Consider the following 14,713-nt stretch of genomic DNA (forward strand, 5'->3'; position numbering starts at 1 on the left):
TCACGAGAGGAAGTCCATGCGAAAGGTCGTCGATTTGAAAACAGCGCTGTCATACGCACTGGCCCTGTCGCTCGCAAGCGGCACGGCGATGGCGGCGGATGCCAGCCGCGCCCCGGCCGGCAAGCTGGCCGACGGCACCGCGATCGAGACGATCACGCTGAGCAACAGCCATGGCGTGTCGGCCAAGATCCTGAGCTATGGCGCGACGCTCCAGTCGCTGTCCGGCCCGGACAAGGACGGCAAGAGCGCCGACGTGCTGCTGGGCTATGACGATCTGGCCGGCTATGTCGACCATCCCAACTTCTTCGGCGTGACCGTGGGCCGCTATGCCAACCGCATCGCCGGCGGCAAGTTCAGCCTCGACGGCAAGGCCTATCAGCTGCCGCTCAACGACAAGGTCAATTCGCTGCATGGCGGCGGCAAGGGCTTCGACAAGCAGGTGTGGAAGGTCGTGTCGGTCAAGAGCGGGCCGGTCGCGACGCTGATACTGTCGCTGGTCAGCCCCGATGGCGATTCGGGCTATCCCGGCAAGCTGGACGTCACCGTCACCTATACGCTGGACGAGAGCGGCAATCTGGGCATCGCGTTCGACGCGAAGACCGACAAGCCGACCATCGTCAACATGACCAACCATGCGATCTTCGACCTGGGCGGCGAAGGCTCGACCGACGGCGCGCTGGGCCATGTGCTGACGATTCCGGCCAAGGCCTATACCCCGGTCGATGCCAACCTGATCCCGACCGGCGAACTGAAGCCGGTGGACGGCGGCGTGTTCGACTTCCGCAATGGTCGCCGCGTCGCCGACGGCATCCGCGATGGCCATGATGCGCAGATCATCGCGGGCCGTGGCTACGACCATAATTTCGCGCTCGACAAGGGGCTGACCAAGACGCCGGGCCTTGCCGCGCGTCTGGAAGATCCGGCATCGGGCCGCGTGCTCGAAGTGCTGACCACCGAGCCGGGCGTGCAATTCTATACCGGCAATTTCCTGGACGGCACCTTCATCGGCAAGAACAGCCATGTGTATCGCATGGGCGACGGCATCGCGCTGGAGCCGCAGAAATTCCCCGACTCGCCCAACCAGCCGAGCTTCGTTTCGGCGCGGGTCGATCCGGGCAAGCCCTATCATCATCAGATGGTCTATCGCCTGTCGGTGAAGCGCTGACATGACCGCCTGGCGCAAGATCGAACGCGGCGAGATCCGCGACACGCTGGGGGAGGGGACGCTCTGGTCCGCCCGCGAAAATGCGGTCTATTGGGTCGATATCCTGGCCCCGGCACTCAACCGGCTGTCGCTCGACGATGGCCAGGTGTCGCGCTGGGCCATGCCCGAACCGCTTGGCTGGGTGGCCGAGCGGGCGCAGGGCGGCTTCATCGGCGGTTTCCAGAGCGGCTTTGCCAGCTTCACGCTGGACCCGCTGGCGATCACCCCGATCCATGATCCTGAACCGCATCTGCCCGGCAATCGCATGAACGATGGCAAGGCGGACAAGGATGGCCGCATCTGGTGCGGCACGATGGACATGGCCGAAGGACAGGATGTCGGCGCGCTCTATCGCCTCGATCCCGATGGTTCGGTCACGGTGATGGATGATGGCTATCGCGTGCCCAATGGCCCGGCTTTCTCGGCCTGTGGCGAATATCTCTATCATAGCGATACTGGCCGCCGGATCATGTATCGCTTCCGCCGCGGCGCGGATGGCGCGATTCACGATCGCCAGCCCTTCATCACCTTCACCGAAGCCGATGGCCATCCCGACGGCATGACGGTGGATGCCGAAGGCTATTTGTGGGTGGCCCATTGGGGCGGTTCGCGGATCAGCCGCTTTTCGCCCGAGGGTAAGCTCGATCGGGCGATCGAACTGCCAGCCAAGCAGGTGACCAACATCACCTTCGCCGGTCCCGACCTCGACCGCATGTTCGTCAGTTCGGCCGCGATCGGCCTGCCCGAATCCGACTATGACGGCGCCTTTTTCGAGGTGGAGTGCGGCGTGAAGGGCCTGCCGACCAATCTGTACGGCGGCTGATACAAGCCAACGGCAGAAATAAGCCGCCGGCCTGCAAGGGCTTGGCGGCTTTTTTCATGTCCTGCGACGAGCCGTGGCAAATCGCTGTTGCAACCCCCGCGGCTACGCGCTAATGCGCAGGACAACGTTGTCACTCCCCTCTCCAAAAGGGTGGCAATGCTTCATCCCGGTCGATGGCCGGCGACTGCACGCGCTACGCTGTCGGCCGGGATGTGCCTTTTCCCTTAAAATCGCTGGAAAATCGGGCGCCGCTCAGGCGGGGCGACGCAGGCGTAATGTCGTGCGCAGGCCAGGAGCGGCATCGCCCAGCAGCAGCGCGCCATGATGCAGCCGCGCCACCGCTTCGACCAGAGACAGGCCCAGTCCCGATCCCGGCTTGGTGCGCGACGGGTCGAGTCGGCCGAAGCGCTTCATCGCCGCTTCATGCTGGTCGGCGGGAATGCCCGGCCCATTGTCACTGACGCTGATGGTGAGCGCGTCACCCGCCATCGCGGCTTCAATCGCGATACGATCGCCGCCCTCGGCATATTTCAGCGCATTCTCGATCAGATTGGCGATGGCCTGGCTCACCAGTTCGCGGTGGAGCGGGAAGGCGAGACCAACGGGCGCCGCGACATGGAGGGTGAAGCCGCTATCCTCGATCAGCGGGCCATAGACTTCGGCCAGATCCTCCAGCAGTTCGGCGATCGTCGTGTCGCGCATCCGGTCGCTGCCAAAGCCCGCCTCGGTGCGGCTGATCAGCAGGGCGGTCGAGAGCATCCCCTGCAGCGTCTGCGCCTCGCGATGGACCTTTTCCAGCGCGTCGAGGGCCTGGTCGTCACGGGTCTGGGTGCTGGCCTGTTCGACCACCGAGAGCAGGCGGGTGACGGGCGATTTGAGGTCATGGGCCAGGCCATCGGTCATCATCCGCAACTGGCTGACCAGCGCGTCGATCCGCTCCAGCATGGCGTTGATCGACAGGCCCAGCCGATCGAAGGCGTCGCCGCTGCCGTCGGTGGCGACCCGGCGATGGAAGGCGCCGACCGCGACCGCATTGGCGGTGTCGGCGATCGCGGAGATCTGGCGCGTCAGCACCCGGCCGAGCAGGATGGCGATGATGAGGGTGAGCAGTAGGCTCATCAGGAAGGCGATGGTCAGCGCCTCCTCATAGATGCGGGTCAGTTGCAGGCTGTGGGACGTGACGATGCCGGCGAGCAGGCGGCCGCCATCGGGCAGGCGGGACGTGCTGACGCCGATCGGCTCGGGCTGTTCGCCGCCGATGCGGTACAGCTCGATCGTGCGCCAGGGTGTATTGTCGGGAATTGTCGTCGGCCAGGCGCCCAGATTGCCCGCGACGATCCGCCCCTGCGCGTCGGTCAGCAGCAGCACGATGCGCTCGCTGCGCACCGTGGGCAGGCGTCGTTCGATATCCTGCCGCAGGCCTGCCGCCCCGCGCTCCCGCGCGACCCGCAGCAATTCGTCGCGCAGGTCATGGACGGCATCGCGGTCGGCGGCGACGACGGTGCGCTGGCTCGCCTGCTGCACGAACAGCAGCACGCCGCCGGTGACCAGGAACTGGCAGAGGAAGGCGAGCCCGACGAAGCGGCCGATGGTCGACCGGGCAAAGCCGCGCCAGCCGGCCGCAGCCCCGGCCCGCGCGCCCGCCTCAGCCATCGAGGCCCAGGCGATAGCCCATGCCGCGTACCGTATGCAGCAGGGGCCGGACCGATACGTCGTCCAGCTTGCGGCGCAGGCGGCTGATATGCACGTCGATCACATTGGTGCCGGGGTCGAAATGATAGTCCCACACGCCCTCCAGCAACATGGTGCGGGTGACGACCTGGTCGGGGTGGCGCAGGAAGAATTCGAGCAGGCGAAATTCACGCGGTTGCAGGTCGATCGCCTTGCCGGCGCGCTTCACCCGGCGGGCGAGCAGGTCCATGTCGAGATCATCATAGCGCAGGCTGGTGACGACCGCAGCATTGCCGCCGGCTTTGCGCAACAGCAACTGCACGCGCGCCAGCAGTTCGGCAAAGGCGAAGGGCTTGGTCAGATAATCGTCGGAGCCGCTGGTGAGCCCCTCGACCCGATCCTCGGGCGTGCCGAGCGCGGAGAGGAAGATGACCGGGGTTTCGATGCTGGCGGCACGCAGCGCCTTCAGCATCGCCATGCCGTCCATCGCCGGCATCATCCGGTCGAGGATGATCGCGCCATAGCTGCCGTCGCTGGCGAGGAACAGGCCGTCACGGCCATTGTCGGCCTGATCGACGGTGAAGCCCGCCTCGGTCATGCCCTTGACGATATAGGCGGCGGTGGCGGCATCATCCTCCACCACCAGAATCTTGTGGCTCATGCGCGCGGCCCCCTAATCTGGCGAACGGTCGAGCGCTACCATGCGGACGGCCTCCTGATGCCGCAAGCCCAATATGAGATGGGCGTTGCCATGCTGGCTGAGATAGGCATTGGCCTGGTCCAGCGAGGCGATCGGCGTGCCGTCGATACGGATGAGGTCGTCGCCCACGGCGATGCCGGCGCGGGCTGCCGGGCCGCTCGATTCCATGCTGGTGACGACCAGGCCGGTGCCGGCCGGCTCTGCATTTTCCAGCGTCAATCCGGGTAGCAATTGGGCGCTGGCGCCCGACACGCTGCCATGATCCTCCGCATCGCGGCGGACATGCAGGAAGAAGGCGCCGCTCATCAACGCCGCACACAGCGCCAGGCCGATCAGCAGGCGGCTGGTTGCGGTCTTGTCTATGCGCGGGGCCTCCATGTTCCTGGCCATGTCCTGAGCTGTCTTTGCGGGTAGAATGGGCGAGGCGGGGTTGCGTGTCATGTTACACTTTGTTCATGCCGGGGACCGCCGCAGCCGGTGCCACCGAGACGCGACCCGACCGTTCCAGCTTGCCCCATCCCACGACCCAGCCGCCAATGGCCGATGCGATCGCGCGGACGACGACCCAATACATGATCTGACGATAGACGAAGCGCTGGGCGACCAGCAGATGGGCGGGGTAGCGCACCTTGTTGCCGTCCAGCCGATAAGCCATCCAGCCACAGGCGATGTCGATGCCGGTGAACACCAGCCAATAGAGCGCCATGGTCGCGACGTCGCCGCTGGTCTGTGCCCAGCCATGCTGCTGCACGCGCAGGATCGTGCCGGCGATCGACAGCAGCAGCGCCAGATCGATCAGCGGCGAGATGGCGGCGAAGGCGATCTGGAACAGCCAGGCCTGCGGCATGCCGACCAGCGCGAGGCCGGTGGGCTTGCGGCTGCGCAGGATGGCGGCATGCTTCCACAGACATTGCAGCGTGCCGAACGCCCAGCGATAGCGCTGCTTCGACAGCGCCTTGAAGCTTTCGGGCGCCTCGGTCCAGGCGACGGCCTCGGGATCGAAGGTGACGCGCCATCCGGCGCGCTGGATCGCGATGGTCAGATCCTGATCCTCGGCCAGCGTGTCTTCGGGATAGCCGCCCACGGCATCCAGCGCCGCCCGGCGCCAGGCACCGACGGCGCCGGGCACCACGGTCATGGCGTCGAAGCCGGCGAGCGCGCGCCGCTCCAGATTCTGCGCAGTAATATATTCCAGCGCCTGCCAGCGGGTGACGAGATTGACCCGGTTGCCGACACGGGCGTCACCGGCCACCGCGCCGATCGCCGGATCGGCGAACCAGCGCGCCAGCCGCGTGATCGTCAGCGGCTCGAACTGGGTGTCGGCGTCGAGCGCGATCAATATCTCGCCGGTCGCCTCCGTCAGGGCGCGGTTGAGCGCCGCCGCCTTGCCGCCATTTTGCAAGGTTAGCAGGGTGACGCGCGGATCGTCGGCAAAGGCGCGGGCGACGATGGCGCTGGTCTCGTCCTTCGACCCGTCGTCGGCGACGATCAGCTGCAATGCGGGATAGTCGCTGGCCAGCACGCGGCGCACCGACGCCTCGATCACCCGTGCTTCATTATAGGCCGGGATGATGACCGAGACGGTCGGCTGATAGATGGGCGGCGCCGGCCGGTCGCGGCGGGTCTGGAACCAGGCGAGGAAGGTCATCAGCAGGGCGCGGGCGATGCCGAGCGAGATGGCGACATAGAAGATCCAGCCGAGCAGGGCAGAGATGACGGCGAGCGTGATGAACATGCCGACATCGACGCGCACGGCGGTCAAGTCGCCGGCACGGACCGGCGGCATCGCCGCTTCGCGCGACAGGCCGGCAAGGCGCGAGACCGGTACGAAGCGATAGCCTTCCTTCTGCAAGGTCGTGATGATCTGCGGCAGGGCGGCGACCGTCTGCGACCGTTCGCCACCGCCATCATGCAGCAGGATGATATTCCCGGACCGCTCGGCATCGGCGGCATGGACCTGGTCGATCACCTGGCGGACGATCGTATCGGTGCCCGGCCGCTGCCAGTCATTGGGATCGACGTGCAGGCCGACGACGGTATAGCCCGCCTTCTGCGCTGCCAGTGCCGGCCCCAGTTCGTCCGCCGTCGTCGGTTCGGCGTCGCCGAAATAGGGCGCGCGGAACAGCTTCATGCTGCGCCCGGTATAGGCCTGGACCAGCCGCTGGGTGGCGTTGAGTTCCAGCCGGGTGCTCTCGTCCGACCAGGTGGCGAGGTTGGGATGGCTGTAGCTATGGTTGCCGATCTCGTCGCCGTCGGCGACGATCCGCTGCAACAGGCCGGGATGCTCCAGCGCATTCTCGCCGATGACGAAGAAGGTGCCGGGCACATGATGCTGTTCCAGCACCGACAGGATCTTGGGCGTCCAGGTCGCGTCCGGGCCGTCGTCGAAGGTCAGCGCCAGCATCTTGGGTTGGGCGCCGCCGGTCCGCCGCACCTGATAGGGGGTGGGCAGGACATGATAGGTTTCGCGCAGGATGGTGCCCTGCGGGCCGAAGGCGATCGATCGGCTACCATCGGTCGGCGTTGCGGTGATGCGCAATATCTCGCCCGATCCCTCGACATCGGTGTCGAGCTTGCTCGCGACCTGGCGCAGGTCGGGCCGGCTGCCGTTGCGGAAGGCGGTGAGGTCGGACCAGATGCCCGGATCCTCGCTGCCCAGCCGCCACAGCGCCACGCCCTGGATGCCCAGACGGCGCAGCGCCTGCAACTCGTTCCAGCTGGCGGCGGCATCAAGCATCCAGACCTGATGGCGATGGCCGTCATCATCATAGGCGAAGCCGGCATTGCCGCTGGCGGGATCGAAGCTGACCGGGGCGTCGCTGTCATGGGCGGCGAGCCATGCCTCGTCCAGCGACAGGGCGTCGGCGCCGCCATCATGCCAGTCATAGCCATAGCTGCCGAGCGCGACGATGATGCGATCGCGGCCGATGCGGCGGCTGGCATCCTCGACTGCGCGGGCGAACCAGTCCTGCGCGGCGATCGGGCCGGGGGTGCCGCCCTGCCAATGCTGGTCATAAGCCATGAAGATGACATGGTCGGCAATTTGGCCAAGGCGGGCGAGCGGCCATTCCTCGCCGGCGGGGGCGGTCACCGCCAGCTTGGCGCGGGCGGGCAGGTCGCTGCGCAACTGACGCAGGAAATGGAGATAGGCGGGCAGCGCGCCGGACGGCAGCGATTCAAAGTCCATCACCAGCCCGGCATCATGATGCGCCGCGACCGAGGCGGCGAGCCGCTGGGCGAGTTGGCGGCTGGCGGCAGGATTGGCGAGCAGGCGGGCGGTGCCGGCGCCGTTCCAGCCATGGGCATCCAGATTCTGGACCATCGGCAGCAGCTTGGGCGGTCGGCCCATGCTGGCGATCATCTGGTCGAGGCGCGGGTCGGCATGGAAACGGGGCGCGGGATCGCTGCCGGGCACGGTCACCAGCGCGGGCACGACCCAGTCGAGCTGGCCGACATGACGGCGCAGCGAGGCAATGCTGCTTTCGTCATCGGGGACATAGAAGCCGACATTGAGCGGACGGGCCTGTGCGACATGGCCGGGCCAGCGCGGCAGCCATTTGGACAGGTCATGGCGCAGCCGCGACATGCCGGTCAGATGCGCGGCGCGTGGCTGGGGCAAAGGCAGCGCCAGATCGCCTTCCGACGGGACGGCGATCAGCGTCGTCGCAAAGGCGATGGTGGCGGCGATGATGGCGCACAGCAGGGCGGCGAGGGCGCGCCGCGCCCAGATGCCGCGCCGGCCGGTGGGATCGAAGAAAATGGGTCTGGTCATGGCCTGTGGTCCGCGCGTCGCTACTCCTCTGCGACGATGACGCGGCAATAGGCCGGCCCGGCTTCCCGCCGGATGATCCCATCATGAAATCTTGGTCATGAACCTTATCGCGCGGTCCAGCGATCAGCGAGGCGCACCGGCTTCCACAGGTCGGGGCCCATCAACAGCAGCGCCATCCCGCCGCTGGCACAAAGAAAGGCCAGCGCGGCGAGCGATAATTGGCCGATGGTGACCGCTGGATGGCCATGGGCGAGCGCAGCCAAGGCGCGCCCTTCGGGCCAGAGCGTGGCCAGCAAGGCGAGGCCGAGCAGGCGCAGGCCGATCTTCAAGGTCCAGCGTGGACGCCAATTATGCATCACGTGCCGCCTCCGTTGCGGCGGCATCGCAATTAAGCGGACGGGCATAGGGATGCGAGACAGGGAACCGGCAGATTGCGTAGGGATTTCATAGCATTTGAAGCTGATGCAGGCCGCCTGGGCCGGAATCATATGCGAATCCTATGCCAGGGAGGGCAGACCCCTATGGTTTTCAAATGGCCTTTCATGGCATGGCGGCCCGATAGAAAGACGAAGGGCACGCATAGATGACTGAACAGGGGGATCCGGCCGGAGGCCAGGATCGCACGCCGCATGGCCGACCGGCTGCGCTTGCGCTCGGTGCGCTGGGCGTGGTGTTCGGCGACATCGGCACCTCGCCGCTCTATGCGCTCAAGGAAAGCTTCGTCGGCCATCACCCGCTGGCGGTCGATCCGTTGCATATCTATGGCGTCCTCTCGCTGATCTTCTGGACGATGACGCTGATCGTCACCGTCAAATATGTGTTCATCGTCATGCGCGCCGACAATGATGGCGAAGGCGGCAGCATGGCGCTGCTGGCGCTGATCGGCCGGCGGCTGGGCGAGACCCGCTGGACCCCGGCGATCGCGATGCTGGGGGTGCTGGCGACCGCACTCTTCTATGGCGACGCGATCATCACGCCGGCCATTTCGGTGCTCTCGGCGGTCGAGGGCTTGACCATCGTGCAGGCGAGCCTGGCGGATATGGTGCTGCCGATCGCGATCGTCATCCTGATCGCGCTATTCCTGATCCAGCGCTTTGGCACGGCGATGGTCGGCATGGCCTTTGGCCCGATCATGGCGATCTATTTCATCACGCTCGCCGCGCTCGGCGTCGCGAATATCGTGCAGCACCCCGAAATCATCGGCATCGTTAATCCGCTCTGGGCCATCCGCTTCTTCGCGATCGACCCCAGGCTCGCCTTCCTGGCGCTCGGCTCGGTGGTGCTGGCGGTGACCGGGGCGGAGGCGCTCTATGCCGATATGGGCCATTTCGGGCGCAAGGCGATCAGCATCGCCTGGCTCTATGCCGCCTTTCCCTGCCTGATGCTCAACTATCTGGGGCAGGGGGCGCTGCTGCTCGACAATCCGGCGGCGGCACAAAATCCCTTCTTCCTGATGGCGCCGGACTGGGCGCGTCTGCCGCTGGTGATCCTGGCCACCATGGCGACGATCATCGCCAGCCAGGCGGTGATCTCCGGGGCCTTCTCCGTCACGCAACAGGCGGTGCAGCTTGGTTTCCTGCCGCGCCTGCGCATCCTGCACACCAGCGCGTCGGCGGCGGGACAGATCTATGTGCCGCTCATCAACTGGCTGCTGCTGATCTTCGTCATCCTGCTGGTGCTGGGCTTTGGCAACAGCAGCAACCTGGCCGCCGCCTATGGCATCGCGGTGACCGGCACGATGGTCATCACCGCCTGCATGCTGGGCGTGCTGACCTTCAGCGTATGGCGCTGGCCGCTGTCGGCGGCGGCGGGCGTCACCGGCTTGTTCCTGATCATCGACGGCGCCTATTTCGCGTCGAACGTGACCAAGATCCCCGATGGCGGATGGTTCCCGCTGCTGGTCGCGGCGGTGGTCTTCACCGTGCTGACCACCTGGGCGACCGGGCGGCGGATCATGCGCCATTATCTGCGCGAAGGGGCGATGGAGCTGGACCTGTTCGTGCGATCGACGCTGGCTTCGCTCAAACGCGTGCCGGGGACGGCGATCTTCCTCTCCTCCACCACCGACGGCGTGCCGCCGGCGCTGCTGCACAATGTGAAGCATAACAAGGTGCTGCACGAACGGGTCATCATCCTGACCGTGCGCACCCAGGGCGTGCCGCATCTGCCGTTGCAGGGGCGCACGACGGTGGAGGATCATGGATCGGGTTTCTACCGGCTGATCCTGCGCCATGGCTTCATGGAGGATGTCGACATTCCGGCGGCGATGAAGTCGGTCCATGACTGTGGCGGGCCGATCAGCGTCAAGGACACCAGCTATTTCCTCAGCCGCCAGACGCTGATCCCGTCGGAACGGCCGGGCATGGCGATGTGGCGCGAAAAGCTGTTCGCCTGGATGATCCGCAATGCCGAAAGCCCGATGGCCTTCTTCAACCTGCCGACCAACCGCGTCGTCGAGCTGGGGTCGCAGATCGAGATCTAAGGCTTTCCTCGTTGCCGTCATCCTGACGAAAGTCAGGATCCATTCGGCGCTACGGCTGTGAGGAAGCTCTGAATGGATCCCGGATCAAGTCCGGGATGACGATCGGAGAGAAGTCAGTCCGTACCCTGTTTCAGGCGGTAGCCGATCCCCAGTTCGTTGCTGATGATCTGGGGCCGCTGCGGGTCGGCCTCCAGCTTCTGGCGCAGACCGCGCACCAGCACGCGCAGATATTCGACATGATGGGCATGTTCGTTGGGCCAGACATGGTCCATGATCTGCTTGTGGGTGATGACCCGGCCGGGAAAGCGCGCGAGCTGCTCCAGCACGCCATATTCCTTGGGCGTCAGATGCACCTCGACCCCGCCCTTCGTGACGATATGGGCGACCAGGTCGATCGTCAGGTCGCCCGCCGTCACCTTGGTCGATCCGCCGTCGCGCGTCATCCGGTTGCGCAGCGCCACCCGCACGCGGGCAAGCAGTTCGTCGGTGTCGAACGGCTTGGTCAGATAATCGTCGGCGCCCAGGTCCAGCGCGGCGACCTTCTCATCGGTGGCGTCGCGCGCCGACACGATGATCAGCGTCGTGTCGCTTTCCTTCTTGATGATCGGCACCAGCTCCAGCCCGTCGCGATCGGGCAGGCCCAGGTCCAGCAGGGTGATGTCGGGCCGCTCGCTGCGCAGCTTGTCCAGCGCCTCGCGCGCGGTCTGCGCCTCGATCGTGGCATAGTCTGCGCGGGCGAGGGCGGCCTGGATCAGCCGGCGGATCTGCGGTTCGTCATCGACGATCAGCAGGCTGTGGCGCGGCTTCATGCGATGTCCTTTTCCATGATGTCGGTGAGGATGAGGGATTGGGGAATGTGCAGGTTGAAACAGGCGCCGGGCGGGTCGGCAACGGTGCGCGCCGATACGGTAAGTCCCATCGCCTCGGCAAAGGCCTTGACGATGGCGAGGCCAAGGCCGGTGCCGGTCTTCGACCGGTCGGAGCCTTCCAGCCGGGTGAAGGTGTCGAACACCCGCGCTTCCATGCCGGCCGGAATGCCCGGCCCCTGGTCGATCACCGACAGGCTGATGGCGTCGGGTTCGCGCAGGCTGCGCACGGTCACGGGTGTGCCGGGATCGCCATAGCGGCCGGCATTGTCGAGCAGGTTGATGAGGATGTGGTGCAGCAGCACCGGATCGACCCGGACCAGCGGAATGTCGGGCGGGATCTGCACGTCGAGCTGGCGATCGGCCAGCGCGCTGCGGCTGTCATGGGCGGCGCTGGCGACCGCATCGAACAGGTCGGTTGCCTCCGCCCGCATCGGCAGTGCGCCGGCCTCTACCCGCGCCATGTCGAGCAGATTGGCAACGAAGCGGGACAGGCGCTGGGCCTCGCCATCCAGCGTATCGATCAGTTCGGGCGAGGGATGGGTGCGCATCTCACGCGTGGCGGAGATGATGGTGGTGAGCGGCGTGCGCAGATCATGGCTGACCGAGGAAAGCAGGGCGGAGCGCAACCGATCGCGCTCGCGAATCTGCCCGGCTTCGAGCATCGCCTCCTCCAGCGCCATGCGGTCGAGCGCGATTGCGGCCTGGTCGATCAGGCTCATCAGCAGCGGGAACTGATCGGATCGGACCGGTTCGCCGGCATCCTCGCGGGCCAGGCCGATCACGGCCAGCACCGCGTCCTTGGCCGTCACTGGCAGGAACAGCCAGTCCGACGCGGTGAGGGTGGAGGAGCCGCGCCCGGCTGGCTCGCCATGCTCCATCGCCCAGCGCGCGGCGGCGCGCTCGATCTCGTCCAGCCGGTCCTCGGGCGGATAGGCAGCGCGCAATTGCGGCCCTTCATCCGACGGGATCATCAGCACGGTGCGCACGTCGAACAGCCGGGCGATCTCGGCACAGATGGCGTGGCGGATTTCCTCCAGGCTGGGGGAGGCGGTCAGCTGGCGCGAGAAGCCGGCCAGCGTTGCGTTCTGCCGCGCACTGGATTGGGCCAGCACCGACTGGGCGTGCATCCGCGCGGCAAACTGGCTGGTCACCACCGCCACGCCCAGGAAGACGAGGATGGAGATGACATTTTCCGGATTGCTGACGGTCAGCGTGCCCGTGGGCGGCAGGAAGAAGAAATTATAGGCAAGGCTGGAGGCGAGGCCGGTGGCAAGACCCGTGCGCAGGCCATGGCTGGCCGCCGCGAACATCACCGGCACCAGATAGAGCAGGGCGATATTGCCGAGGTCGATCACCTCCAGCATCAGCCGGCCGAGCAGGGTCATGCCGATCACCGCCAGCATCGACCAGACATAGCCGATCGGATCGCCCCAATGGCCGCCGCCGGCGGTGCGCGTGCGCGGCACGCTGTCCTCGCCGGGCATGACATGGACGGCGACCGGGCCGATGTCGCGCACCAGCCGGTCGACCACCGACCCATGGCGCAGCTCGAACCACCAGCTGCGCGCCGACTTGCCGATCACGATCTGGGTCGCGCGGGCGTCGGCGGCGAAACTGCGCAGCCCGTCGGCGACGCTGGGGGCGGGGATGGAGGCGGTTTCGGCGCCCAGGCGCGAGGCGAGGGCAAGCGTATCGGCCAGACGCTGCCGGTCCTCGTCCGACAGCTGCGGCCCGCGCGGCGTTTCGATATGGATGGCGGTCCATGGCGCGCGGAGCGCATCGGCCAGCCGCTTGGCGGAGCGGACCAGGCCGGCGGCGCTGGGCTGTTCGCTGACCGCCACGATCACCCGCTCACCCGCCGCGAAGCTGCCCGCCAGCGCATGGGCGCGGACATAGTCGAGCATCTGGGCATCGACCGCCTGGGCGGCGCGGCGCAGCGCCAGTTCGCGCAGTGCGGTCAGGTTCGACTTGGAAAAGAAATGGTTGAGGGCGCGGCTGGCTTCCTGCGGGATATAGACCTTGCCGTCCTTCAGCCGCTCGATCAGCTCGTCGGGCGGAATGTCCACCACTTCGATCTCGGCATGTTCCAGGATCGAATCGGGCACTGTCTCACGCACGCGGACGCGGGTGAAGGAGGCGACGACGTCGTTGAGGCTTTCGACATGCTGGATGTTGATCGTCGAATAGACGTCGATGCCGGCGGCCAGCAATTCCTCGACATCCTGATAGCGTTTGGGGTGGCGGCTGCCCGGCGCATTGCTGTGCGCGAGTTCGTCGACCAGCGCCAGTTGGGGGTGGCGCGCCAGGATTGCGTCGATATCCATCTCGCCCAGGCTGTGGCCCTGATGGTCGACGGTGCGGCGGGGGATGATCTCATGGCCATGGACCAGCGCTTCGGTCTCGCGCCGGCCATGGGTCTCCACCACGCCGACGACGACATCGACGCCTGCCTCGCGCCGCTGCCGTCCTTCGGTCAGCATCTCCCATGTCTTGCCCACCCCCGGCGCGGCGCCGAGAAAGACCTTCAGGCGGCCACGGCCTTCCTGCGCAGCTGCGCGCAGGAAGGCTTCTGGATCAGGGCGATGCTGTTCGTTCACTTGGTCCGTTTAGCGTCAATTGCATCCAGCCGTCGATTCAAGTCGAACAGATTAACGCGGGGTTCGCCGATGAAGCCCAGCAGGGGCTGCTCGACGCTCTGTTCTACCAGGCTGCGGACGCGCGCCGCATCGATCCCGCGCGCGGCGGCGACGCGATCGACCTGATAAAAAGCTGCCTCGGGGCTGATATGGGGGTCAAGCCCCGAGGCAGAGGTGGTCACCAGATCGGACGGAACAAAACGACCAGGTGTAGCAGCTTGAAGGGTCTCGACGTCGGTCTTGACGCGGTCGGCCAGCGCCTGGCTGGTCGGACCATAGTTGGAGCCGGAGGAGGCAAGGCCGTCATAGCCCTTGCCCGCCGCCGACGGACGGCTGTGGAAATAGATGTCCGAGGTGAAGGCCTGACCGATGATGGTCGAGCCGACGACCTTGCCCTGGTCCTCGACCAGGCTGCCATTGGCCTGGGACGGGAACACCGCCTGGCCGATGCCGGTCAGCGCCAGCGGGTAGGCAATGCCCAGCAGCAGGGCGAAGAGCAGCGTCATGGTCAGGGCCGGACGCAGGGCGGATTTGAAATCGGTAAACATGGATTTGT

At 66.3% G+C, this 14,713-nt stretch carries 11 protein-coding genes; 3 read left to right on the forward strand and 8 right to left on the reverse strand.

Features of this window, described 5'->3' with window-relative positions:
• Window positions 1-16 precede the first annotated feature (16 nt).
• Window positions 17-1,165, forward strand: coding sequence for an aldose epimerase family protein (locus tag AC0KVN_RS11790; RefSeq protein WP_435567043.1), 1,149 nt, complete (start codon window positions 17-19; stop codon window positions 1,163-1,165).
• Between the two features lies 1 nt (window position 1,166).
• Window positions 1,167-2,027 (forward strand): SMP-30/gluconolactonase/LRE family protein, encoded by an 861-nt coding sequence (locus AC0KVN_RS11795; protein WP_313230650.1) that lies wholly within the window; start codon window positions 1,167-1,169, stop codon window positions 2,025-2,027.
• A gap of 252 nt (window positions 2,028-2,279) precedes the next feature.
• On the opposite strand, the gene AC0KVN_RS11800 is transcribed toward AC0KVN_RS11795, so the two are convergent.
• From AC0KVN_RS11800 to AC0KVN_RS11820, 5 genes are all read right to left on the reverse strand, one after another.
• Entirely contained in the window at window positions 2,280-3,680 is a 1,401-nt protein-coding gene (locus tag AC0KVN_RS11800) for a sensor histidine kinase (RefSeq protein ID WP_435567044.1), read from the reverse strand.
• A complete protein-coding gene (locus AC0KVN_RS11805; RefSeq protein ID WP_435567045.1) occupies window positions 3,673-4,359 on the reverse strand; it encodes a response regulator transcription factor in 687 nt (228 codons plus the stop codon). Before AC0KVN_RS11805 ends, AC0KVN_RS11800 begins: the two co-directional genes overlap by 8 nt.
• A gap of 12 nt (window positions 4,360-4,371) precedes the next feature.
• Entirely contained in the window at window positions 4,372-4,788 is a 417-nt protein-coding gene (locus AC0KVN_RS11810) for a PDZ domain-containing protein (RefSeq protein ID WP_435567046.1), read from the reverse strand.
• Window positions 4,789-4,840: 52 nt separating this feature from the next.
• The gene (locus AC0KVN_RS11815; RefSeq protein ID WP_435567047.1) at window positions 4,841-8,170 is read right to left on the reverse strand and encodes a trifunctional glycoside hydrolase family 18/polysaccharide deacetylase/glycosyltransferase family 2 protein; all 3,330 of its coding nucleotides are present in this window, start codon (window positions 8,168-8,170) and stop codon (window positions 4,841-4,843) included.
• Window positions 8,171-8,274: 104 nt separating this feature from the next.
• Window positions 8,275-8,526 (reverse strand): hypothetical protein, encoded by a 252-nt coding sequence (locus tag AC0KVN_RS11820; RefSeq protein ID WP_010338096.1) that lies wholly within the window; start codon window positions 8,524-8,526, stop codon window positions 8,275-8,277.
• Window positions 8,527-8,753: 227 nt separating this feature from the next.
• Between AC0KVN_RS11820 and AC0KVN_RS11825 the strand changes: the two genes are divergently transcribed.
• A complete protein-coding gene (locus AC0KVN_RS11825) occupies window positions 8,754-10,652 on the forward strand; it encodes a potassium transporter Kup (protein WP_435567048.1) in 1,899 nt (632 codons plus the stop codon).
• Window positions 10,653-10,765: 113 nt separating this feature from the next.
• On the opposite strand, the gene AC0KVN_RS11830 is transcribed toward AC0KVN_RS11825, so the two are convergent.
• The 3 genes from AC0KVN_RS11830 to kdpC are packed head-to-tail and all read right to left on the reverse strand — an operon-like array spanning window position 10,766 to window position 14,705.
• Entirely contained in the window at window positions 10,766-11,461 is a 696-nt protein-coding gene (locus tag AC0KVN_RS11830) for a response regulator (RefSeq protein WP_214866276.1), read from the reverse strand.
• On the reverse strand, window positions 11,458-14,118 hold the full coding sequence (locus tag AC0KVN_RS11835) for a DUF4118 domain-containing protein (RefSeq protein WP_435567049.1): 2,661 nt from the start codon (window positions 14,116-14,118) through the stop codon (window positions 11,458-11,460). Before AC0KVN_RS11835 ends, AC0KVN_RS11830 begins: the two co-directional genes overlap by 4 nt.
• Window positions 14,115-14,705, reverse strand: coding sequence for a potassium-transporting ATPase subunit KdpC (kdpC, locus tag AC0KVN_RS11840; protein WP_136188122.1), 591 nt, complete (start codon window positions 14,703-14,705; stop codon window positions 14,115-14,117). Before kdpC ends, AC0KVN_RS11835 begins: the two co-directional genes overlap by 4 nt.
• Window positions 14,706-14,713: the final 8 nt, after the last annotated feature.

The sequence above is a fragment of the Sphingobium sp. SG1 genome (genome assembly GCF_057063145.1).